General features: G+C 55.1%; 14 protein-coding genes, 1 pseudogene and 1 riboswitch. Of the genes and pseudogenes, 7 read left to right on the top strand and 8 right to left on the bottom strand.

Annotation, left to right across the window (positions count from 1 at the left end):
* Positions 1-32: 32 nt before the first annotated feature.
* Positions 33-1,262, bottom strand: a complete 1,230-nt coding sequence (locus AC2TF6_RS11155; protein ID WP_491311040.1) for an aminopeptidase — start codon at positions 1,260-1,262, stop codon at positions 33-35.
* Positions 1,263-1,410: 148 nt separating this feature from the next.
* On the opposite strand from AC2TF6_RS11155, the pseudogene AC2TF6_RS11150 reads away from it, so the two are divergent.
* From AC2TF6_RS11150 to AC2TF6_RS11140, 3 genes and pseudogenes are all read left to right on the top strand, one after another.
* Positions 1,411-1,821 (top strand): annotated as a pseudogene (locus AC2TF6_RS11150) (STAS domain-containing protein); the annotation flags it as partial.
* Between the two features lie 257 nt (positions 1,822-2,078).
* Positions 2,079-3,068: a YpdA family putative bacillithiol disulfide reductase gene (locus tag AC2TF6_RS11145; protein WP_491311039.1), complete on the top strand. Its 990-nt coding sequence runs from the start codon at positions 2,079-2,081 to the stop codon at positions 3,066-3,068.
* 57 nt (positions 3,069-3,125) lie between these two features.
* Positions 3,126-3,848, top strand: coding sequence for a DUF6483 family protein (locus tag AC2TF6_RS11140; RefSeq protein WP_491311038.1), 723 nt, complete (start codon positions 3,126-3,128; stop codon positions 3,846-3,848).
* A 341-nt stretch (positions 3,849-4,189) separates the two neighbouring features.
* Here the strand turns inward: AC2TF6_RS11140 and AC2TF6_RS11135 are convergent, their stop codons facing one another.
* From AC2TF6_RS11135 to AC2TF6_RS11110, 6 genes are all read right to left on the bottom strand, one after another.
* A complete protein-coding gene (locus tag AC2TF6_RS11135; RefSeq protein WP_491311037.1) occupies positions 4,190-6,847 on the bottom strand; it encodes an endo-beta-N-acetylglucosaminidase in 2,658 nt (885 codons plus the stop codon).
* Positions 6,848-7,242: 395 nt separating this feature from the next.
* The gene (locus AC2TF6_RS11130) at positions 7,243-8,736 is read right to left on the bottom strand and encodes an ABC transporter substrate-binding protein (protein ID WP_491311036.1); all 1,494 of its coding nucleotides are present in this window, start codon (positions 8,734-8,736) and stop codon (positions 7,243-7,245) included.
* A 91-nt stretch (positions 8,737-8,827) separates the two neighbouring features.
* Complete coding sequence (locus AC2TF6_RS11125) at positions 8,828-9,784, bottom strand: carbohydrate ABC transporter permease (protein WP_491311035.1); 957 nt, start codon at positions 9,782-9,784, stop codon at positions 8,828-8,830.
* Positions 9,785-9,823: 39 nt separating this feature from the next.
* Positions 9,824-10,753: an ABC transporter permease gene (locus tag AC2TF6_RS11120; protein ID WP_009672831.1), complete on the bottom strand. Its 930-nt coding sequence runs from the start codon at positions 10,751-10,753 to the stop codon at positions 9,824-9,826.
* A 239-nt stretch (positions 10,754-10,992) separates the two neighbouring features.
* Entirely contained in the window at positions 10,993-12,549 is a 1,557-nt protein-coding gene (locus AC2TF6_RS11115; protein ID WP_491311034.1) for a helix-turn-helix domain-containing protein, read from the bottom strand.
* On the bottom strand, positions 12,546-14,381 hold the full coding sequence (locus AC2TF6_RS11110; protein ID WP_491311033.1) for a cache domain-containing sensor histidine kinase: 1,836 nt from the start codon (positions 14,379-14,381) through the stop codon (positions 12,546-12,548). The genes AC2TF6_RS11115 and AC2TF6_RS11110 overlap by 4 nt, the downstream gene beginning before the upstream one ends.
* Positions 14,382-14,573: 192 nt before the next feature.
* On the opposite strand from AC2TF6_RS11110, the gene AC2TF6_RS11105 reads away from it, so the two are divergent.
* On the top strand, positions 14,574-17,723 hold the full coding sequence (locus tag AC2TF6_RS11105; RefSeq protein WP_491311032.1) for an alpha-mannosidase: 3,150 nt from the start codon (positions 14,574-14,576) through the stop codon (positions 17,721-17,723).
* A 103-nt stretch (positions 17,724-17,826) separates the two neighbouring features.
* Here AC2TF6_RS11105 and AC2TF6_RS11100 read toward each other — a convergent pair whose 3' ends face one another.
* A complete protein-coding gene (locus tag AC2TF6_RS11100; protein ID WP_491311031.1) occupies positions 17,827-18,606 on the bottom strand; it encodes an alpha/beta hydrolase in 780 nt (259 codons plus the stop codon).
* 126 nt (positions 18,607-18,732) lie between these two features.
* A riboswitch (SAM riboswitch) is annotated at positions 18,733-18,853 on the top strand.
* Between the two features lie 83 nt (positions 18,854-18,936).
* Here AC2TF6_RS11100 and AC2TF6_RS11095 point away from each other — a divergent pair.
* Genes AC2TF6_RS11095 through AC2TF6_RS11085 form a run of 3 tightly spaced genes read left to right on the top strand, consistent with a single transcriptional unit; the run spans position 18,937 to position 21,498 of the window.
* Positions 18,937-19,965 carry a methionine ABC transporter ATP-binding protein gene (locus tag AC2TF6_RS11095; RefSeq protein WP_491311030.1) on the top strand — a complete coding sequence of 343 codons (1,029 nt, stop codon included), beginning with the start codon at positions 18,937-18,939 and terminating at the stop codon, positions 19,963-19,965.
* Positions 19,952-20,611: a methionine ABC transporter permease gene (locus tag AC2TF6_RS11090; protein ID WP_009672848.1), complete on the top strand. Its 660-nt coding sequence runs from the start codon at positions 19,952-19,954 to the stop codon at positions 20,609-20,611. Before AC2TF6_RS11095 ends, AC2TF6_RS11090 begins: the two co-directional genes overlap by 14 nt.
* Positions 20,612-20,646: 35 nt before the next feature.
* Positions 20,647-21,498, top strand: a complete 852-nt coding sequence (locus AC2TF6_RS11085) for a MetQ/NlpA family ABC transporter substrate-binding protein (RefSeq protein ID WP_491311029.1) — start codon at positions 20,647-20,649, stop codon at positions 21,496-21,498.
* Positions 21,499-21,508 lie beyond the last annotated feature (10 nt).

The following is a 21,508-nucleotide window of genomic DNA, read 5'->3' as shown; positions in this document are numbered from 1 at the left end:
GTCCCCCGGCGCTTTTTGCATGGAATAACTCCTTAGACCCAGTTGCCTTTGCGGAAGATCGGCTCGATTGTCCCGTCCGCGAGTTCCCCGTCGATGTCGAGATCGGCGGAGCCGACCATAAAGTCGACGTGCGTCAGGCTCACGTTGGCTCCTCTCGCCAGAAGTTCCTCCTGGCTCATCTTGGTCCCGTTCTCCAGGGTGAACGGGTAGGCGCTTCCGACGGCAAAGTGGCAGGAGGCATTCTCGTCGATACCGGTGTTGTAGAAGATCCGGTTCAGATTCGAAATCGGCGAATCGTGCGGCACCAGCGCCACTTCTCCGAGACGTTTCGCCCCCTCGTCCGTATCGAACAGGGATTTGAGATGCTCCTGTCCGACTTCGGCGGAGTAATCCACCACGACTCCATCCTTGAACGTAAGTTTGAACTTATCGACTAGACGGCCGCCCAGATTCAGCGGCATCGTGCTCGATACCGTACCGTTGACTCCGTCGCGCTTCGGCATGGTGAACACTTCTTCGGTCGGCATGTTGGCGACGAAATAATCGCCCTGCTCGTTTTCTCCCCCGCCGCCAAGCCACAGATGGCCTTCGGGCAGCTCCACCGACAGGTCCGTTCCCGGCGCTTTATAGTGCAGACGGCGGTACTTCTTGGCGGTCAGCCGCTCATGCGTCTCGGACAATTGCGCAATGTGCTCTTTCCAGGCGGCGACCGGATCGTCTTTATCGACGCGGTTCATTTTAAAGATCGTTTCCCACATGACGGAAACGCGTTCGTCCTCAGGCAGGTCGGCGAAAACTTTATCCGCCCACGCTTTAGTCGGCGCTTTGACGAGACACCAGCTGAATTTATGGTTGCGGACATAACCCTGGAAGCGTTGTCTTGCGATCGAGGCCGCTTTGCCTGCACGTGAAATTTTGCCCGTATCGATGCCTTTGAACAGCTCCGGATCGGGTACCTTGATGTTCAGCAGGGCGCCGTTGCCTTCGGCAAGCTGTTCCATCATTCTCGCCGTCCACTCCGGATAGAAATCAAATGACTCGTCAGGCGCGGATTCGTACCGGATGCGTGTCGTCTGCTCGTCGCTCCAGTTCACCTCGACGAATTTGGCTCCCGCTTCGTAAGCTTTTCTTACGACGTGACGCGTAAACTCCACACTTTCGATCGGCGATTCAATGTACAGAATCTGTCCCGGTTGAATGTTAACGCCTACTTTTACGACCAGTTCGGCATATTTCTCCAGCTGTTTCTGGAATGATGTCATGAATGACAACCCCCTATGTAAATGATTACTGATGCACCCTTTTACTCTACTCCTCTGTCTCCAAAAAAGAAAGTCCGCTCCATTTGCGTAAAGTCTTCTTGAATTTCTCCACTTTCCGCTGCCTTGCGTACAAGTCTCTTATAAGAAGTTTGTTATGATCGTCACGGTAGCGATTGTCGTCGCTACTCACGACCTGTCCAAGGGAGTGTTCGCGGGCGTTCTGATCAGCGCTGTCGTTTTCCCCTGGAAAATGGCCAAGATCCGTGCGACGGCCAAGGTTAGTGCGGACGGAACCAAGACGTACACGGTATCCGGCCAGATGTTTTTCGGCACGATGACGCATTTCATCGAGCAGTTCGACTATATGAACGATCCGGAGCGGATCACGATCGACTTTTCCCATTCCCACATTTGGGACCATTCGGCCGTCACGGCTATTGCCAAAGTGATACTGAAATACGATCTTCTTCATAAAAAGGCGTCTATCACGGGACTCAACGAAGAGAGCCGCCGGCTCGTAGAGCGGGTCGGCCTTGCGGCCCCGGGCGGACACGGATAAAGCGGCGCATTCCGGTTTTTACATCGGGATGCGCTTTTGGTTATACACATGGGAGGCGTAACCTCCGGTTGTTTACATTTACCGGTTCTCACTTACGTGCGAAAGAGAAGCCCTGGTCATAGGCGGGCCGGCCGGCAGGTTGTCTTTTTATCTCCGATTGCGTTACTATGGTATAAAAACCGTCGCTGCTTACTGTCAGACGCAAGTAGGAATATTTACGCCTGTCTTCATCCGTGACGGAAGGAGGCCACCATCTTATGGAAGAAGTCATCATTGTCGGAGCCGGCCCTTGCGGAATCTCGGCTGCCGTCGAATTGAAGAAAGCGGGCATCCCCGCGCTCGTGATCGAGAAGCACTGTATCGTGAATTCCATTTATTTGTACCCGACCCATCTCCAGTTTTTCAGCACGCCGGACCTGCTGGAAATCGGCGATATCCCGTTTACGACGCCGAGCGACAAACCCAGCCGCCAGGAAGCTCTTTTTTATTACCGGAACGTTGCCCGGCATTACGATTTAAACATCCGGAGCTACGAAGAAGTCACTTCCATCCGTAAGAAGGACGGCCGTTTTGTCGTCACGTCCGTGAACCGCGGCGGGCGGCAAATCGTAACCGAAGCGAAGCATGCGGTGATTTCAACCGGCTATTTCGATACGCCGAACCTGCTCGGAATCCCCGGGGAGGAGCTTCCGAAAGTAACCCATTATTACCGGGAGGCCCACCCTTATACGAATATGAAAGTCGCCATTATCGGCGGCAACAACTCGGCTATCGATGCGGCTCTTGATCTGATGCGCGTCGGCGCGGAAGTTACGGTCGTGTACCGGCAGGAGCAGATGTCCCCGTCCATCAAGCCCTGGGTGAGACCGATTTTCGAGAGCATGGTCGCCAAGGGCCATATCCGCATGCTTTACTCTTCCCGTGTCGTCCGGATCGACGATCTGACGGTAACCGTCGACACGAACGGGACGCAAACCGTGCTCGATAACGATTTCGTCCTGGCGCTCACCGGCTTCCGGCCCGACCGGACCTTGATGATCGAATCGGGCGTGGAGCTTCAGGGCGAGCATCTGAAGCCGCTCTATAATCCGGAGACGATGGAATCGGGCGTGCCGGGTCTGTATGTCGCCGGCGTTATCGCCTCGGGCCACAACGCCAACGAGATTTTCATCGAGACCGGCCGCAAACATGGCGTGGCCATCGCGCAGCATATCGCCTCGAAGGGGCAGAACGCTTCATCCAGCTAAATCAACCCGGCTGCCGCTGCCTGGCAGCATGCGCCGCCGCGATAAGGAGGAACCCGCTTGTTCGAACGGAAAGATTACTTATTGACGATGATCACGCAGATGACCGAAGCGATTGCAACCCGCATCCTCAAGCTTCGCAAAGAGAAGAAGCATGCGGAAGCGCTCGCCGAGCTCGGCGAGCTGTACGGCCGGATGCAGCTTCCGCCGTCCAAGCTGCTCGGCTCCGTTCCGGAGGAAGACGCCCTCCGCATGATGATGACGGGAGCCTCGCTGAGCGGCGAAAAGCTTCTGGCGGCCGGCAAGCTGCTCCGCGAGGAAGCGGACATTTACGAAGAAATGTCCGGGGAGCGCGAGGCGTACCAGCGCAGGGTCAATGCGCTGTACTTTTATTTGACGGCGGCAGAGCTGGGCGCGGAATCGGACGATGTGTCCCTTCACGCGGAGATCGCCTACTTGAACCACCGGCTGAAAGCGTACCGCCAGCCCGCCACTGTCCTGTACAAGCTCATGGAGTACTGCACCGCTGCCGGAAGCTATGACGAAGCGGAAAACCTCCTCTACGAGCTGAAAGGCAGAGAGTCCTCGGGAGACGGAGAGCTTCCCGAGTGGGGCCTTGCCTTCTACAGGCGGCTGCTCGCTTGCAGCGACGAGAAGCTGCAAGCGGGCAAGCTTCCCCGCGACGAAGTCGAAGCGGGCCTCCGCGAGTGGCAGGCCGCCTGGCCCCGGCTGTCGGCCGGAGGGACAGGCGCCGCCGCCGAGGAGGCGGAGAGCGCGGGATGACCGCGGGGCGCGCCGGTGGAACCGGGACGTCCGGTGCGTAAAGCGGCGGACGCGAGAACGCCCGATCGCCCTGCCGACTGACCGCGTACCGCCGAATTAGCCGGCCCCGGAGCGGAAGTGCTGAGCAGCGCTAATCGTTCACGTTCGTTTTGATTGAAATGTTTTCTGCTCATCTTGTTCGCCCCACTGTTATCTCCTATATACAAAAAGGTACCCGTACGCTAAACACTTTTTTGGAAGTGTCCCGTGTACGGGTACCCGTTTACTAAAGCCTGACGAAACGGTCCTTTTTTCTTATCCCAATTTCTTCCGGATGCTTTGCAAATCCGTTAAACTCCGGCTTACTGGAGTCCGCGCACCTCAAATTCGTAAATCCGGGCCGCCGTATCCCCGCCCTGGCTCGCTTTAACGATGTTCAGCTTCACATAGCGAGCCTTCACCAGCGCAACTGCGTCGTTCGTCTCGCCCGCCCGGTTTCCTTTCACTTCCAGAACGTCCGTCCATGTAACGCCGTCCGCACTCACCTGCACGGTATAGTCGCTCGTGTTGAAGCCTGCCCATTCGCCGCCGGCTTCGGCATGCTTCAGCACGAATCCGCTGATCGTCTTCTCCGCCCCCAGGTCTACGGTGAGCCAGTGAGGCAGATTGCCCAGCGCGCACCATTTGCTGTTGCCGGTGACTTTGCCGTCCACCGCGTTAGCCGCTCCTTCGGCAGGACCGCAGGCGTTGTCCGCTTTAGCGGTTTTGCCCAGCGCCAGATTAACGGCCGCGCCCGCGTCTTTGCGGACGGTAATAAGCGCTTGCTTGGTCACGGAATCTTGACCGGCGCTGTTTTTGGCCGTGAGCGTCACGCTGTAAGCGCCCTCTTCGGCAAATGTGACAACCGGCTGTTTGTCCGTACTTGTGGAAGGGCTCGCGCCATCTATCGTCCACAGCCATTCTTCGGTGACTTCCGTCGACTGGTCGATCAGCGTCACCTGCTCACCGGGAGCGACAAGCGTTTTGTCCGTTTTAAAACGGGCCGCCGGTTTCGGATAAGCCGGCCACTTGATCGCCGCCGTTGCCGCCTGCCCTGCCCGGTACTGTCCGTTGACCGCAACCACCTTAAGCACGGTCGTGTCCTCTTTATTGCTTCTTTTCATTTCAGGTACATAGTAAACGTTGTTGGGAGTAGCTCCTAGGAACTCCTCTTTACCGTCCGGAAGCACGCGATAAATTTCGTACTGCTTCACGTCTTGGTCCAGGGCCGTCCACTCCAGGCGGGCATCTCCGTAGATGCCGTCGCGGAAGTCGGAACCGGTGACCTTGAGGTCCTTGACGGCCGGCAGAGACGACGATTGTTCTTGCTTCGCGCTGCTGATTGAAAGCTTGCCGATGTTGATCGCGTAGGCCGGGATCGTTTCTTTCGAGTCGAACACGAGCGAAATCGACGAAATGCGTTTTCCTTTATAAGGCGTCAAATTAAACGTTTCGGTCGTCCAGCCTGGCTGAATTTTATCCTTTACGTCCAGATAAACGGCCTCATCCTTCGGATCGGCAAAAGTCAAGGCCACTTTCATGCCCGGCTTGGACGAAGTTTTATACGTAACCGACAGTTTAGTGGCCGGTTCGATAGCCAGGTCCGTCCGGTACAGCTTAAGCGTTGTGGCATTGGCCGGACTCAGCGTCCCTTCCACCTTAAGAGAGCTGCCGCCGTAATAGGCGTCCGACCAGTCGAGGCTCGGTTTAAGCGCGGTTCCCTTACTCTCCGCCATCCAGCGCCAGGTCGGCAAAATATCCTGCAGGCTGCGGTTGTTCCAGCCTTTGTCGCGTACGAGTTTGCCGTCCGCGTAGTACTGCTGCCCGCTTCCCGTGTTGAAATGCGTCACGAACGGCAGCCGGTTGACCGGGGATTGTTCGACCACGTAATTGGCCGTGCCCTTCCAGGCTTGATTCGTATCCGTGCGGGAAGGATCGCCGTTCTGGCCGACCCAGAATTTATTCTCCCTGGCGAAAAAGTCCTTCATGTTCTCCGCGCTGTTAAACGCCCAGTCGGGCCGGTAGATGCCCAGCGAAGTCGCCGCCGGCTTGCCTGTCGGGAACAGCAGGTCCCACTGGATGCCGGTGTCGTAGCCTTTGGCCTCGACGTCGATGCCCGCGAACAGCTCGTACGGGCTCCGGCCCAGGCTTTTCGCTTTGGCGGCCGAACCCGCCAGATCTCTCCACCAGAAGTTAAGGAACATACTGTCCGAAACCTTCTGCTGTTTGTCCTGCAGGAACATCTCGTTCTTGTCGTTCAGCGCGTTCTGCCAGCTGATCGCACCGTCTTTGGTCATGGAATCGTACCACATGATCTGCATGGACGGGGATTTGCGGGCCTCCAGATATTTCAGGAATTCCTTCATTTTCTGGGCATCCGCCGGGGTGCCGCCCTCGGTTTCCTGGTTGATGAACCAGCCGTCGAAGCCGTAGGTTTTCGCCACCTCGATCAGCTTGTCGGCTACCGGGAACGAGCCGTCCGGTTTCTGCTGAAGCGTCTGCTTCACCCAGTCGTATTTGCCCCCGTACACGCTCGGCGGGAAAAAGACGGTGCCCATGATCGGCACGCCGTTCTTATGGGAGGCGTCTATCGCGTCGGCGCTTGGAGGCACGATGATGCCTTCACCGGCTGAGCCTCCCCAATAGACCAGCTTGTCCACATACTGCCAATAACCGAACGTATTGGCAGTGAATTTGTCCGAGCCCTGAGAAGGAACGCCGCTCGTTCCCGCGTTGAGGGCGGAAAGCGCCACGATTTTGGGCTCCTTGGATGCGTTCGCATTCACCTTGTCGCCCGTAAAACGTTCCTGCAGCGGGATCGAGCCGCGGTTGAATTTCGCGTCGGGATCGGAACCCGGACTCCATTTCAGCAACTGCTCCGGATACCAGTACGAGGAATGGGGCTGCGCTGCGGATGCGGATAACCCCATCGCCGCGAACGCCGTGATGGATACAGCCAGACTAACGCCAATCTTTTTCATTTGTGACCTCCTATGTAAGTTGAGACTTGCACGCGCAGCGGGGCGGCAATCGCGCCTAGAGAATGAGGCGCCGGATCGACTCTCCCTGCCGGATGAGAATTCCGAATAATTTCCCTCCTGTTTGTCGCCAGCTTGGTAATGATTACGCTTTCATTATAACAACCGGACAAATTCCGTTCCTAGTGGACGAATTAAAGGTTGCATGTACATATTAAATACGTTTGGCGGAAATTTCCTTCACATCCTCGCCGTGTCCTGGAGTCCATACAAAGAAGCGACCGCACGTCTGATATTATCCCCTCCAAGTAAACCATAGTGCGCTTTTCACTCACTATCTGCTTAAAAGGGCTAATATCACGTTCACGGCCGCTTCTTTATATAAGGAGCAGGTGTCTTTACTTCTTCTCCGCTTTCCATTTATCGAATTGCTTTTGTGCCTCTGCGATGACTTTATCAAGCCCGGCGGCTTTCATTTTTTCCATCGCTTTCGGCAAGTACTCGTTCGGATCTACCGACCCTGTCATAATGGCCGGGTAAAACTCGCGGGCGATGGCGGAAATGGACGCCACTTCGGTTTTGACCGGATCGACGTCGAAGTTGAATCCGAACGTCGGCGAGACTTTCGCCGAATCGTTAAACTTCTTGAACGCCTCCCACTTGTCGGCCGGTTCTTCTTTGTGCAGGTACGTCAGGTACATGTTTCCGAGCGCGAAGCCCGGCATCTGGAAGCCGTCCTTCATCGCGGGCAGGTCTTCAATGACATTTTCGGACACTTTCTTGTAGTGCGTGCCTTCGATTCCGAAGCTGAACAGGTTGCGCAGATATTTGTCCGTGTTGAGCAGGTTCAGGAACATCATGGCGCGCTCCGGATTTTTGGAGTTCGCGGAAATCGCATGCATTGCGCCGGAAGCCGAACCGGTGAACACGACCGGATCCTGCATCGGAGTCGATACGATGTCGTAGCCTGCGCTCCGGGACCAGCCCAGATCCGCGTACGGCTGAGTAATTTCGCGATCCACGAACCATTTGCCCGTCTTGATATTGTCGATACCGTCAAGCGTGGCGACATCTTTGCGCAGGTATCCCGCCTGGTAGTATTTGCGGATCGTTTCCAGAGAAGCTTTCAGCTCGGGGGTCTCCAAAATATTGACGAATTTGAAGTCCGAACCGTTGTCCTGGATTTTCATTCCGACCGGGAATTCGTCCCCGAGAATAAAGTCGTACGGAATATACGGCTTGAATCCTTTCGGCACGGCAAGCGGAGTAATGTCTTCCGGTTCGCCTTCTTTAATCTGCTTCAAGTACGGCTCCAGGTCTTGAAGGGTGCGTACCTTGGTCATATCGATCTTGTATTTGTCCACGTATTTCTTGTTGAAGCGCCATACCCACTGCTCGCCGAGCTCCTTGTTGACCGGAACGGCGTAGTTCTTTCCGTCGATTTTGGTTCCTTCGAGAAAACGGGGGTCCAGCTCTTCTTTGATCCCCTTACCGTATTTATCGAGCAGATCGTTCAGCGGCATAAACGCGCCCTTAGCCGCGTTCGTGCGGTACTCGAACGCCCACGAAGACGTAAAGGCGATGTCGAAGTTTTCTCCGGAAGCGGAAAGCACCTGCATCCGTTTGGAATAATCGCCCCAATCGATCATGGTGATATCGAGCGTCGCGTTAATCTTTTCCTTCACATATTTATTGATCTCTTCCTGGACTTTAGGCAAATCCCGCTGCGGACCGCCGATCAGGTACACTTTTAATTTAACTTCCTTCTCGGTCGAACCGCCGGCCCCCTGCTTGCTGTCTCCGCCCTCGCTCTTGCTTCCGCAGCCTGCGAGCAAAGACCCGAATGCCAGCATCAGTACGAGCATGAACACAAGCGCTTTTTTTCCCGCCATGCTTTATTCCCCCTGACAATATCATAATGATAACGCTTTCTTTATTGGTGTGACCTCTCCTTCAACTCTTCGGAAGAGAAGGCCGTAAACCCTACTCTTTTACCGAACCGATCGTCAGCCCCTGAATAAAATATTTCTGGAAAAACGGATAAGCGAGCGCAATCGGCAGTGTGGCTAATACAACCATCGCCATACGCACCGTTTCCGTGGGAAGCGAGGCCGCTATATCATACGACACGACCTTGGAACTGTTCTGAACGACAAAATCCATATTGTTCTGAATGCGCATCAGCATCGTTTGAAGAGGAATCAGCGTCGGCTTGTCAATATAGAGCAGCGCATTGAACCAGTCGTTCCAGAACGCGAGCGTACTGAACAAGCCGATCGTCGCAATGCCCGGCAGTGAAATCGGCAGCACGATTCGCGTGAATACGCCGAATTCGGTCGCACCGTCCATTTTGGCCGATTCTACAATGGCGTCCGGAACCGTCGTGGAGAAGAACGTCCGCATCACCAGAATGTAGAAAGCGTTCAGCACGGACGGCAGAATGAGCGCCCAAATCGAATCGCGCAGATGCAGAAATTGGGTGACCACGATATACGAAGGCACCAGGCCTCCGGAGAACAGCATCGTGAAGAAAGCGAGAAAGCTGAAAAATCTCCGCTGCTCGAAGCTTTTCCGCGACAATGCGTACGCATACGTGGCGACGAGATACAGCGTGAGCAAAGTGCCGAGCACCGTCACCAGAAGCGTGACTCCGAACGACTGAAGCAGTTGCTGCCCCGAGTTCATCAGAAACCGGTACGAAGCTGTGCTTAACTGGCTCGGCACCAGGCTGAATCCCTCGATAGCGAGCATCTTCTCGTCGGTAAACGAAATGATAATGATAAACAGAAACGGAAACACGCAGGACAAAGCGAACAAACCCACGCCCGTCGAGAATACGAAATTCCAGAACGGCGAAATCGCATTCAAATCTTTCGGCTTCTTCCCCTTCCGGGTTTGCGCCGTCGTTCCTGCCTTAACCGATCCGCTCAAGTCTGACATTGCTGGCACCCCCTAGCCGGATCCTTGCTGCTTTTACGTTTAAAAAACGGCATATTCTTTTTCAATCTTCCGCACCGCATAATTGGCCGTCAGGACCAGAATCAGGCCCACAACCGACTGGTAAAGTCCGGTAGCCGTACTCATTCCCGTATCGCCCATAACCGTCAGTCCGCGGTAAACGAACGTGTCGATCACGTCTGTAACCGGATACAAAGCACCCGAGTTTTTGGTCACCTGGAAGAATAAGCCGAAGTCCGAGCGGAAAATGCCGCCAAGCGCCAGCACGGTCAAAATAATCATCAGCGGTTTGAGCTGCGGAAGCGTTATGTACTTGATTTGCTGCCATTTGCTGGCTCCGTCGATCATTGCGGCTTCGTAATACGAACGGTCGATTCCCGCAATGGCGGCGAGATAGACGACGCTGCCGTAGCCGATGTTTTTCCAGATGCCCATAAAGATCAGGATGTACGGCCAATATTTCGGCTCGCTGTACCAGTTGACCGGATCGGCTCCGAAATACGCGAGAAGCTGGTTGAACACACCCTTTTCCATATTGAGAAAAATCAGCACGAAGTAACTGATAATAACCCAGGACAGGAAATAAGGCATAAACATGGCCGTCTGATACACTTTGGTCAGCCGTTTGTTCAGCAGCTCGTTCATGACGATCGCGAACCCGACCGCACAGACCAACCCCAGAAAAATCAAAGCCAGATTGTACAAAATCGTATTGCGTGTGATGATAAACGCGTCATTGGTGGAGAACAGAAACTCGAAGTTTTTCAGACCTACCCATTCGCTGTTAAAAACGCTTGCAAAAAAGCCGTCCGGATGAATACGAAAGTCTTTAAACGCCACGATCGTACCAAACATGGGCAGGTAGGCAAAAATGATAAACCAGATCGCTCCCGGCAGCACCAACAAGAGAAACGCCCGGTTTCTCACTAAACTTTTCACGATGCCAGGCACGGCGCTTTTCCCTCCTTTGCCTTTTCTTAGGTTGTCTTCTACGGTTGTTAATCCCCTATAATCAACAACGGCAACTCACGCGGGACTTTCCGTCTCGCTCCCGTTTTCATTATCCCCGCTGACCGCCTCCCCCGTATAGTTGAAAAATCTAATCCAAGATGGAGAAATTAAAGAAATCTTTAGCGATATCATAAAAAAAGCACGCAGGTGCAAATGCACACGCATGCTTTTTCCTTTTTTCACCTTTTAGTGTACATGGAACGGAGCTCCGTCGGCGATACGCCGGCGTATTTCTTAAATGTCCTGTAAAAGTACGACGAGTCCCAATAGCCGACCTCCTGGGCGATTTCGGCCGTCTTCCGGTCCGTATGGAGAAGAAGGTGCGTAGCCCGCTCCACCCGGTACTGGTTCACATAATCCGAAAAGCTGGTTCCCATCTCCTGCTGGAACAATTGCCCGAGATAATTCGGGTGCATGTGCAGCTTTTGGCTGAGCGTCTTCAGCGACAGCTCCCGGGAGTAGTGCTCTTTCACCTGCTCCAGCATCGCCGCTACATGAGGGCTGTATTCGCGGGCCGCATCGGACTGGCTGTCGAGCATCCCGGCTGCCACCCGTTTGACCTGCGAGGCAAGCCCGCTTCGCGTCTGAATCCGGAAGAGTGCCGCGAAAACTTCGCTGTAATCCGGCTGCTTCTCCATCTCCTTGACCGCCAGCATAAGCTGGATGGCCGCATTGAAGTAAGGCTGCCTAGGTACGGGATGAGCGCTGTCGCCCCGGACAAAAAATAGGTCCGCGAACTCGTCGATCTCATCCCGTCTCCCCTCCGCCAGCAGCTTGACGAACCGGTCCATCGCGGGCTCCTGGAGAGCCGGACGGTCTTCTTCCCGGAAGGCGTAAGCCGCCAAGTCGTCGACGATCACACCGGGCTGCTCGGTCATCAAGTGTGCCTGATACCACGCTTGCACGGCGCGGGCGCTTGCCGGATAGCCCTGGTACAGCTCTTCGGGATGACCCGCCGCGCACCAGACCCGAAACCCGGTGAAGCCGGCGATCCACTCCGACATTCTCCGCAAGGCCGGAAGCACCTTTACTTCGTTCCCGCTTAAAGCGAACAGGAGCGTAATTTCATCGCCGTCCCCCGGAAAGGCGATCACTTCGCAGTTTTCCGGCAGCTCTTCCGTGCCGATCCGTTCACACTCCTCGGCCAGGCCGGGAAGACGGTAAAACTGGAAGGCAGGCTCGTTTTCCGTCACGATCCGCAGCGCTGCCGAGCGATAGACCTCGTGGTCGATGGGAATGCCGAGCATTCTCGCGCGCTCCCTGAACTCCTTGCTGTCGATGGTCCCGTTCGTCCAGCGGTGCAAAATATTGTTGCGCAATATTTTCCAGTCTTCGTCCAGGCGGAAGCGGCTGATTTCTTCCCGTTCCCAGTCCCGCAAAATGTGCTTGATCGTCGCTTCCAGTTCGTCGATATTGATGGGCTTGAGCAGGTAATTTTCAATGCCCAGCAAAATGCCTTCCTTTACATATTTGAATTCGTCGTAGCCGCTCAAAATTATGAACTTGGTCCGCGGATTCAGCAGTTTGACCCGGCGCAGCAGCTCCAGACCGGTCATTTCCGGCATCATAATATCCGTGATGAGCAGGTCCACCGGCTCTTCCTTCAGCTTCTCCAGCGCCTCCAGACCGTTCCGGGCGGAGCCTGCGATTTGCAAGTCGAACTGCTCCCAGGGCAGCAGGTTGTACAGCCCTTGGACGATAAGCGGCTCGTCATCGGCAAAAAATAGTTTTCTCATGGCAGCATCTCCCCCTGTATCGCCGGAAGTTTCAACGTCACTTCGCAGCCGTGATCCGGGCCGCTGTTTACCGTGAGGCCGTAATCGCTTCCGTAATGGGACCGGATTCGCTCGTTCACGTTGAGAAGGCCCAGCGAACCGCCGCCAAGCGCATCGGAATCCGGCTTCCTCGCCAATCGCTTGCGGATTTCGTCCAGCTTCTCCGGCGGCATTCCTTTTCCGTTGTCCGCCACACGGACGACGATGTTCTCCTCTTCGCGCACGACAGTTACCGCGATCCGGTTCGAATCCGATTCGGGCCGGAACCCGTGCACGAGGTAGTTTTCGACGACCGGCTGAATGAGCAGTTTGACCACCTGGCAGTTGGCCGCGTTTTTATCCAGATACGTCTCGACTTCAAGCCTGTTCTCAAAGCGGTACTGGAAAAGCTTCAGGTACATGCCGTTCATCTCCATTTCTTCCGCCAGGGTCACATTCGTCTGCTTGCGGATCATGTCCCGGAACAGGGCGGCCAGAATATAGATCATTTGGCCGACATCTCGCGCCCCGGACGTGATGGCCTTCATGCGGATGCTTTCCAGCGTGTTGTACAGAAAGTGAGGGTTGATCTGCGCCTGCATCGCCACGAGTTCGGCATTCTTCTGCTTGATCTCCGAGCGGTACACCTGGTCGATGTACGTTTCGAGCCGGTCGCACATGTAATTGAAATTTTGCGAAATATCCTGCAGCTCATCCTCGCCGGTCAGCACGATGCGTGCGCTCAAATCGCCTTCCTGAAGACGCCGGATGTGCGTCACGATTTTGCGGATCTTTTTGGAATACTGCCGGATGATCGTAAACGTAAACATAAAACTCACCGCAATGCAAAGGGCGGTAATCCCGATCAGGCTCAGCCGGATTGTGTGCATGCCCTGCTCGATCCGGGATTTCGGGATAATCCCCGCAATCGTCATTCCCGTATTCCCGACGGTCAGCACGTTCACCTTGGACGGCTCTTCGAGCTCCACCCAGTCTTTCTGCTCCTGAAGCTGCTGCCAGTACGGATAGATCTGCCCCTGATAACGATTCTCGGAATCGTAAATGACCTGCCCGCCGGAAGTCATCAGCAGCATTTTAGCCCCTCGGTCCTTCAGCTTGCTTTCTACCAGGCGCTTGATCGCATCCGTATTCAGATCGAAAACAATGGCCCCGTATTTTTGAAGCGAGACGGTATCTTTTAAAATATGGGTGTACGAGTAGACCGGTCCGCTATCTTTCCGCGCCTCCCACAGGACGGATCGTTTATCTGTCAGCTGCCACTGATGATTGACGGTGGAATCGAACCAGCCGGAGCTGTCCTGCGGAATCTCCGACGGATAATAAAACCGCTGGCTGCCGGGATTCATGAAATAAAAAAAGCGCTCTCCTTTGCTGTACAAAAGAATATTCGCGATGGAAGGCTCGTCTTTGAGAAACGACCGGAGCTGGCTGTCGAAGTTTTTGGGTTCCGTTCCGCTGCTCTGGATGTACCGGTTCAGCCGCCTTTTCAAATAATCCTCATACTCGTGCGATAAAAAATAAGTCAAATCCTCGTTAACCGCCGCGTCCGTGTACAGCTGCTGGATGGCCGAATACATCCGTTCGTACAGCTGATTCAAGTTAACGCTTACAATATCCAGATCTTTAAGGACACGGTCCGTCTGCTCCCGCATGCTGCGCTGCTCATAATACTGATAAGCCAGGATGGACACGCCCAGAAACAGCAGCACCATGACAATCGAGTAAAAAAGAAGAATTTTGTTAAACATTCGTTTTTTCAGGTGAATCCGGTAAAACGTTTTTAAGCTCGGCATGTGGTCAGCACCGTCACTTTCGGTCAATTCGCGTATAAGCTTATCACCGATGGGGGAAATTAGGCAATTGCATTCCCCTCTCTCCGCGGACTATAATAGAGCTACCCTATAATCACCCGCAGTTCAATCAAACAGGATTTCCCTCCTTTGCTCGCTCCCTACAATCAGGTTCCAACAGGGGGTTTCTTCGACATGTTCCTCACCGAACACAAATTGCAATCGCGTATCCGTGAACTATCCGAGCTTCGCTACCGGGATAAGCATCCCATTCCGTCTTTTCTTTCCCTTGAAGACAAACGCAAAGAAATCAATCCGAGCCTTCCCGCTCCCGCTGAGGACTGGAAGACGATGAACGTCGGAAATACGTGGACGGGCCGCGATCTTTATTTGTGGCTGTCCGCTGAAATACATATCCCGCAAGACTGGTCCGGCAAACGCATTCTCGGCCGCTTCGATTTCGGCGATACGGGCGGCGGCAACAACTCCGGGTTCGAGTCCTTGTTTTACTGGAACGGCAAGCCGTATCAGGGCGTCGATTCCAATCACAAGGAAGTGTTCCTCCCGGCCGATGCGGCGGGTACCTCCCGTCAGCTCCTGTTCCGCCTGTGGTCCGGACTGGAAGGAGGCGGACAGCCCCAGGATCAGACGCACACCATCCGGCAGGCCGAATTCTGCTGGCTGGACGAGGCCGCGGACGACCTGTATTTCACCGCGCAGGCGGCACTCGATACCGTCCGCATTCTGGATGCCAACGCTCCCGAGAGGACGGCGCTGCTTCATGCCCTGAATCAGTCGTTCAAGCTCATGGACTGGACTGAGCCCGGTTCCGAAGATTTTTACGTGTCGGTAAATGCCGCGAGAACCGAACTGAATACACGGATCGAGCGGATGGACAAAAGATCCGATGTGACCGTCACCTGTGTCGGCCATACGCACATCGACGTGGCCTGGCTGTGGCGGCTTAAGCATACCCGGGAGAAATGCGCCCGTTCTTTCTCCACCGTGATGCGGCTCATGGAGATGTTCCCGGACTACACCTTCCTGCAGACCCAGCCTCAGCTGTACGAGTACGTCAAGCAGGATTACCCCGAGCTGTACGAAGCGATCAAGGAGCGTGCGGCGGAAGGCCGCTGGGAAGCGGGCGGCGGCATGTGGCTGGAAGCCGACTGCAACCTCACTTCCGGCGAGTCGCTGGTCCGGCAGCTTTTGATCGGCACCCGCTTCCTCGCGAACGAGTTCGGCACGGAATGCAAATACTTGTGGCTTCCGGACGTTTTCGGCTACAGCTGGTCCCTGCCGCAAATTTTGAAGAAATCCGGCATTCATACGTTTATGACGACGAAAATCAGCTGGAACCAGTACAACCGGATGCCGTTCGACACGTTCCATTGGCGCGGGATCGACGGTTCCGAGGTGCTCACTCACTTCATTACGACGCCGGAGCCGTGGTCCGGGCCCGACTCCTGGTTCTACACGTACAACGGTCAGATTATCCCGAAAACCGTGAAAGGAATCTGGGACGGCTACCGCGATAAGGAAATGAACCAGGAACTTCTGCTCTCTTACGGTTACGGGGACGGAGGCGGCGGTGTCAACCGCGACATGCTGGAGATGCGCCGGAGACTGAACAGCCTGCCGGGCCTGCCTAACGTGGAAACGGGACGCGCCGACGCCTACTTTGAAAGGCTGCAGGAAACAGCGGCGGACACCGATGCATACGTGCACACGTGGGATGGGGAACTGTACCTGGAGTATCACCGAGGCACTTACACAAGCCAAGCTTACAACAAACGGATGAACCGCAAGCTGGAGCTCGCCTACCGCGAAGCGGAATGGCTGAATGCCATGCAGAGCGTTCTGCATAACGATTGGAGCCTGTACAAAGGCAAGGAACTGACCGAAGGCTGGAAAATCATTCTCCGCAACCAGTTCCACGACATCATTCCCGGTTCTTCCATCCGTGAAGTGTACAAGGACAGCGTTATCGAGTATGAAGAAGCGGAAGCAATCGGCCGCGCCGTCGACACGCAGGCGGTTGAAGCGATCGCTGCAGGCAAGGACCCTTCCGGCGCTTCTGCCTACACCGTCTGGAATTCGTCTCCCTGGGCGGTAACGGAGCTCGTGACGATTGCGGCGCCGCAGCAGGGAAAATCCGGGCAATGGCTCGACCTGCAGGGCAGCGTGCTTCAGGCGCAGCTTCACGAAGAGGTGTGGACCGTAGAAGTGAAAAACATTCCGCCGATGGGCTACACCACCGTCAAGTTCGCAGCGGATTCCGGGCAAGCGGAATCACCGAGTCCTTTCGCGTGGAATCACAGCGGGATTGAGACGCCGTTTTATGTGCTGGAATGGAACGCGCAGGGTCAATTGACCCGCATCTACGATAAAGAGCAGCGGCGTGAAGTATTGGCGCCGGGCGCAAAGGGTAACGTGCTCCAGCTTTTCGAGGATAAGCCGCTCGCTCACGAGGCGTGGGATATCGACCTCTTTTATCAGGAAAACATGCAGGAAATCCGGGATTTCAAGGGCGCCGAACTGGTCGAGGAAGGGCCGCTTCGTGCCGTGATCCGCTTCAACTGGGTGTACCGGAATTCGTCGATCAGCCAAGATCTGGTGGTGTACGGCAGCCACCCGCGCATTGATTTCGTGACGGAAGCCGACTGGCATGAACAGAAGCAGCTGCTGAAAGCGGCCTTCCCCGTCGATATCCGTACAACGGAAGCGACCTTCGACATCCAGTTCGGCAACGTGAAGCGTCCGAATCACTGGAACACGAGCTGGGATTGGGCGCGGTTCGAGACCGTCGGGCACCAGTGGGCCGATCTTTCGGACCGGGGCTACGGCGTCAGCCTGCTCAACGACTGCAAGTACGGATACGACATCAAGGGGAACGTGATGCGCCTCACCTTGATCAAATGCGCGACCCATCCGGATACCCAAGCGGACCAGGGGCATCATGCCTTCACCTATTCCCTGCTGCCCCACCGGGGAGATTGGCTGCAGGGCCAGACCGTCAAGCAGGCCTGGATGCTGAACAGCCCGCTCCGGGCTTCGGTGGGAACCGCGGAAGTTCCGTCCCGTTCGATGTTCACTTTGTCGGGAGACACCGCCATGATCTCCGCCGTCAAAAAAGCCGAGGATTCCGGCAAAGTCATCGTGCGTGTTCACGATTACTCCGGAAGCCGCAACGCGCTTCAGTTGACGAGCGATTTCCGCATCGTTTCCTGGCGGGAAACGAACTTGATGGAGAAGCCCGAAGGGCCTGTCGTCCATGATGGAACGATTTCTTTCGTGCTCCAGCCTTATGAAATCAAAACGTTCGAGATTGAACTCGAAGCATAAGCGTCCGGCGCGAAACCCGGCGCGAAACAAAAAGCTTCCCCAGCCATACGGCGGGGAAGCTTTTTTCGGTTGCGGCACGCAGCCCGTGTAACGGCAAGGCGTTCTACTCGGTCTGACGTTTGAGCGGAAGCCAGTCCAGAACCCGGCTGATCTGCTGATCCCAATAGCTCCAGTCGTGGACTCTCCCCTCTTCCTCTTCATATAGGAGGGGAATATTCAGACTTTGCACATAATCGCGGAAGGCGGTATTCTCCTCGTATAGAAAATCATCCGTCCCGCAGCACTGGTAAAGAGCCGGCAGCTCCGTCTTCTTCTCCGCCGCATGACGGGCCAGCGCAAACAGATCGCCTGCTCCCAGCAGCTCCGGGTTGTTTCCGAACACGAGCCGGAAATCTTTGGGGAACCGTTTTTCAATTTCTTTCACCTGCGTGACACCCGATAAACTGGCGGCGGCCGCGAACTGATCCGGCTTTTTCAGCGCCCATTTGAAAGCTCCGTAGCCTCCCATCGACAGACCGGCCACGAAATTGTCCTCCCGGCGGTCCGACAGCGGAAAGAAGGAACGGCAAACCTGCGGGAGCTCTTCGGACAGGAACGTCCAATAATCGTACCCGTTCTCCATATCCGTATAGAAGCTGCGCGCCGCATTCGGCATCACGACGGCCAGCCCGAGAGGAGCGGCATACCGCTCGATAGCCGTTCTCCGCATCCAGATCGAATCGTCGTCCGACAATCCGTGCAGCAGATACAAGGTCGGGTGCCTGCGGCCCGCCGCACTGCCTTCCAACCCGATTTGACTGGTCGTCTGCTGAGGCAGAATCACTTGGATAGAAGTTGACATGCCGAGTACTTCGGAATAAAAATCACATTGGATGAAAGCCATGCTGCACATCTCCTACTTGTTTATATTTACCAAGGGTAAAATAACCGTTGACTTCAAAAAATCCTTAGGTTATACTCGGAATTGTCATTTTATCGTCTAATTTAAGACAACCTCATACTATACCGATTCTTATCAAGAGTGGCGGAGGGACAAGGCCCTGCGAAGCCCGGCAACCGATCGCAGCAATATGCGCGATGACAATGGTGCCAATTCCTTCAGGATCCAGGCGGATTCTGGCAGATGAGAAGGTCGTTTTCGATACCGGAAAAGCCCTTTTTGTCTTTACAAAATGGGCTTTTTTCTTATTTTCAAGCAAAGAAGGTGAAGCAATTGATCGAAATCAGGAAGCTGCGCAAGCAATACGGCAGCGGATCCCGCATAACACACGCGCTGCAAGAAATTAATCTCACGATTGATAAAGGCGAGATATACGGCATTATCGGCCATTCAGGCGCCGGCAAAAGCACCCTGCTCCGGACGATCAATCTCCTGGAGCGCCCGACCGAGGGCAGCGTCGTCGTGGACGGCGTTGACCTAACGGCTCTCAGTACCAAGAAGCTTCAAGATCAGCGCCGCCGGATCGGCATGATCTTTCAGCATTTCAATCTCCTCTCCTCCGCTACGGTGGAAGAGAACATCGCGTTCCCGCTTCGCCTGGCCGGTACGGCCAAATCGGAAGCACGGCGCCGCGTCGCCGAGCTCCTTGCCCTGGTCGGACTGACCGAGCACGGCAAGAAGTACCCGGCCCAGTTGTCCGGGGGCCAGAAGCAGCGTGTCGGCATCGCGCGCGCACTTGCGACGAATCCGCACGTCCTGCTGTGCGACGAAGCGACTTCCGCACTCGACCCGCAGACGACGAATTCCATTCTCAATCTGCTGCTGGACATCAACCGCAAGCTGAAGATCACCATCGTGCTCATTACGCACGAAATGCAGGTCATCCGCTCCATCTGCGACCGCGTCGCCGTCATTCATGAGGGCCAGATCGTGGAGCACGGGCCAGTGGCGGAAGTATTCCTGAAGCCGCGGCACGACGTAACCCGGCAGTTCATCGAACAGGTTGCGGATTCGGTTGAGATCGACAAGCCGGACACTTCGGGAGTTCCCTCCCAGGACGGCACGGTGCTGAAAATCACCTTTCTCGGTGAAACTACGTACGAGCCGATTTTATCCAGAACGGTTCAGCAGACAGGCGTGACGTTCTCCATCCTGCAGGGAACCATTTCCCGGATGAAAAACACGCCTTACGGACAGCTCGTCGTTCGACTGCAGGGCCCGCGGGATGCGGCGGAGAATACGATCCGTCTCCTGCGCGAGCACGGTCTGGATGTGGAGGTGTATTCGAATGGATTGGTCTAAAATCGATTGGAGCGAAATCGGAACCGCCACGAACGACACGATGATGATGCTCGGCCTTTCGGCCCTGTTCACATTCGTAATCGGGCTGCCGATCGGCGTGCTGCTCTATCTGACTTCGAAAGGAAGTCTGCTGGAAAACCGCACGTTCAACATCGTCATCTCGTTTATCGTCAACGTGCTGCGTTCCTTCCCTTTCATCATTCTGATGATCGCCGCGATTCCGCTGACGAAGCTTCTCGTCGGCACTTCCATCGGCGTCAAGGGAACGATTCCGCCGCTTGTCATCGCGGCCGCGCCTTTCTTCGCGCGTCTCGTCGAGACGGCTTTGCGCGAGGTGGACCGCGGCATTATCGAAGCCGCCCAGTCCATGGGCGCGGGCAGATTCCAGATCGTCCGCCGCGTTCTGCTGCCGGAAGCTCTTCCCGGCCTTATCGCCGGCATTACGATCACCACCGTTACGCTCGTATCCTACACGGCCATGTCCGGTATGGTCGGCGGCGGCGGCCTCGGTGACCTGGCTATCCGCTACGGGTACCAGCGTTTCCAGACGGAAGTCATGATTGCGACCGTCGTTATTTTGCTTATTCTCGTGCAAATTTTGCAGATGATCGGAGACCGTTTCGTTCTCTATTTCACGCGCAAATGATGTGATAGATAACCGAATCCAAGGAGGAAACCTTTATGAAAAAACGTTCACTGATCGTCTTGTTTCTGATCGTCGCAATGACGGCTCTTGCAGCCTGCGGCAAACAAAAAGCCGAACCTTCGGCTACGGCTACACCGGCTTCCGGCGCAGGTACCGGCGAGAAAGCCGCCGTTACCTTGAAAATCGGCGCGACTGCCGTACCGCAAGCCGAGATTCTGGAGTTCGTTAAAGACAAACTGAAAGCGGAAGGCGTTAACCTGGACATTAAAGTGTTTACGGACTACGTTCTGCCGAACACGCAGCTTAACGAGAAACAGCTGGACGCCAATTTCTTCCAGCACCTTCCTTACTTGGAAGAGTTCAATAAAAGCAAAGGCTCTAAACTTGTCAGCGTTGGCAACGTTCATATCGAACCGTTCGGCGGCTATTCCCGTAAAGTGAAAGCGCTCGGCGAACTGAAAGACGGCGCAACGATCGCCATCCCGAACGATCCTTCCAACGGCGCACGCGCTCTGATTCTTCTGGAGAAGAACGGCCTGATCAAGCTGAAAGAAGGCGTCGGCATTGCCGGAACCGTGAAAGATATCGTAGAAAACAAGAAAAACTTCAAAATCAAAGAACTCGAAGCGGCTATGCTGCCGCGTGTTCTGGACGAAGTCGATCTTGCCCTGATCAATACGAACTACGCGCTTGAAGCGAAGCTGGTACCTGCCAAAGACGCTCTCTTCGTAGAAGATAAAAATTCCCCTTATGCCAACATTATCGCGGCTCGCGAAGACAATGCGAAATCCGAAGCGGTTCAGAAGCTGATCAAAGCTCTGCAAACGCCTGAAGTGAAGAAATTCATCGAAGATAAATACCAAGGCTCCGTCCTGCCGGCGTTCTAAGAACGACGAA

Source organism: Paenibacillus sp. JNUCC 35, assembly GCF_058269095.1.
Note: the sequence above shows the minus strand (reverse complement) of the source record. Positions and strands in the feature narration are given on the sequence as shown.

What these genes read in the sequence shown, in the direction of transcription:
- AC2TF6_RS11155 (WP_491311040.1), bottom strand. Translation starts at nt 1,262, where the DNA reads ATGACATCATTCCAGAAACAGCTGGAGAAATATGCCGAACTGGTCGTA.
- AC2TF6_RS11145 (WP_491311039.1), top strand. Translation starts at nt 2,079, where the DNA reads ATGGAAGAAGTCATCATTGTCGGAGCCGGCCCTTGCGGAATCTCGGCT.
- AC2TF6_RS11135 (WP_491311037.1), bottom strand. Translation starts at nt 6,847, where the DNA reads ATGAAAAAGATTGGCGTTAGTCTGGCTGTATCCATCACGGCGTTCGCG.
- AC2TF6_RS11130 (WP_491311036.1), bottom strand. Translation starts at nt 8,736, where the DNA reads ATGGCGGGAAAAAAAGCGCTTGTGTTCATGCTCGTACTGATGCTGGCA.
- AC2TF6_RS11125 (WP_491311035.1), bottom strand. Translation starts at nt 9,784, where the DNA reads ATGTCAGACTTGAGCGGATCGGTTAAGGCAGGAACGACGGCGCAAACC.
- AC2TF6_RS11115 (WP_491311034.1), bottom strand. Translation starts at nt 12,549, where the DNA reads ATGAGAAAACTATTTTTTGCCGATGACGAGCCGCTTATCGTCCAAGGG.
- AC2TF6_RS11110 (WP_491311033.1), bottom strand. Translation starts at nt 14,381, where the DNA reads ATGCCGAGCTTAAAAACGTTTTACCGGATTCACCTGAAAAAACGAATG.
- AC2TF6_RS11105 (WP_491311032.1), top strand. Translation starts at nt 14,574, where the DNA reads ATGTTCCTCACCGAACACAAATTGCAATCGCGTATCCGTGAACTATCC.
- AC2TF6_RS11100 (WP_491311031.1), bottom strand. Translation starts at nt 18,606, where the DNA reads ATGGCTTTCATCCAATGTGATTTTTATTCCGAAGTACTCGGCATGTCA.
- AC2TF6_RS11090 (WP_009672848.1), top strand. Translation starts at nt 19,952, where the DNA reads ATGGATTGGTCTAAAATCGATTGGAGCGAAATCGGAACCGCCACGAAC.
- AC2TF6_RS11085 (WP_491311029.1), top strand. Translation starts at nt 20,647, where the DNA reads ATGAAAAAACGTTCACTGATCGTCTTGTTTCTGATCGTCGCAATGACG.